General features: G+C 56.5%; 1 pseudogene. It reads left to right on the forward strand.

Annotated features, from left to right (window positions below):
• Positions 1-1,038 (forward strand): annotated as a pseudogene (locus ACFHWW_RS33845) (hypothetical protein); the annotation flags it as partial.

Genomic DNA, 1,038 nt, shown 5'->3' on the forward strand with positions numbered 1-1,038 from the left:
CTTCGCGAGCATGAGCCGGTCAACGCGGAAAGCCTGAAGAAGCTTCTGAAAATCCTGCAGGGCTCCCAGGTATCTGATGAAGATATCATCGAACTTGCCTCTGCGAAATGCAACGACATCGACGCGATCGACAACCTGGCCCTATGGTTTGCCGTTTGGTGTGGCGTTGCCCCGGAAAAGGCGATCGCGGCTCTGGAGGACAAGCTCGACGTCATCGCCAACCAGGCGATCTGCCTGGAGCTGGTCATGAAATTTGCAACGGCGCTTTGGGGCGGCCGGCGTAGCGAGTCGATCAATGCACGCAAGGCGTTTCTGACACCGGAACCTTTGAAGACCCTTTACCTGATGATGCATGAGCATGTCCGCGGGGAAGAGGATGTGGAACGCGCCGGCAAAGGCGTCTATTCCCCGGATCTACGAGACTACGCCCAGGAAGCGCGCAATGCGCTGCTTGAAGCGTTGACCGGCATACCCGGTAAGCAATCGTTCCTAGCGCTGATGGATATTTCCCGGCTTCATCCCGTGAAGGAAATGCGGCCATGGATGCTGCATCATGCTAAAACGAAAGCAGAGCAGGACGGTGATGTTGAGCCATGGTCGCTTCCACAGGTTCGAACGTTCGCCCGCGAGATCGAACGGACACCTGCCAACCATCGCGAGCTAGCCGAACTCGTTCATCTCCGGTTTCTGGACCTCAAAGATGATCTCGAAAATGGCGACTCAAGTGTCGCGTCTCTCTTGTTGGCGGTGACTGAGGAGACCGAGGTCCGCAAGTACCTTGGGCATGAGTTAAGGGAGAAAGCCCGTGGTCGATACTCAGTGCCTCAAGAAGAGGAACTTGCCGACGCCAAGAGGCCGGACCTGCGTTTTCTCGGAGCCGGTTTTGATGGTCCGGTTCCAGTTGAGTTGAAGCTCGCCGACAAGTGGTCCGGTCCAGACCTGTTTGAGCGTCTGGAGAACCAGCTTTGCGGCGACTACTTGCGCGACAATCGCTCAAGCCGCGGTCTTTTCGTTCTCGTCTATTCTGGTGTGAAGAAG

The organism is Sinorhizobium sp. P24N7 (assembly GCF_042436655.1).
Lineage (GTDB): Bacteria > Pseudomonadota > Alphaproteobacteria > Rhizobiales > Rhizobiaceae > Sinorhizobium > Sinorhizobium meliloti_A.